The sequence below is a fragment of the Vibrio sp. 10N.222.52.B7 genome, from assembly GCF_041474275.1.
Taxonomy (GTDB): Bacteria; Pseudomonadota; Gammaproteobacteria; order Enterobacterales; family Vibrionaceae; genus Vibrio; species Vibrio crassostreae_C.
The window spans coordinates 1,111-1,325 of sequence record NZ_JBFRTU010000375.1 but is presented as its reverse complement, the minus strand read 5'-3'; the positions used below and the strand labels follow the sequence as shown (position 1 = coordinate 1,325).

Below are 215 nucleotides of genomic sequence, written 5' to 3'. Positions count from 1 at the left end.
GTAAAAAACGGGTCGAACAGCTGTTCTAGCTTATCGTTCGGCATGCCAATTCCGTTATCCCAAATGATCAGCTGACAAGAGTCATGATGCAGTTGCCATTCGATGCCTATCTGTGGGCTAGCCTGTTGGTCAACGCTTTCCAGGTTTTGTTGCTCCTGCAAGATTTTCTGTTCAAGAACTTGATGTTGCAGCGCTTGAGTCGCGTTGTGAATCAG

At 47.0% G+C, this 215-nt stretch carries 1 protein-coding gene; it reads right to left on the bottom strand.

Features of this window, described 5'->3' with window-relative positions:
* Positions 1-215: ATP-binding protein (locus AB4512_RS23285; RefSeq protein ID WP_372175893.1), on the bottom strand; the 215-nt coding region annotated here is incomplete at both ends.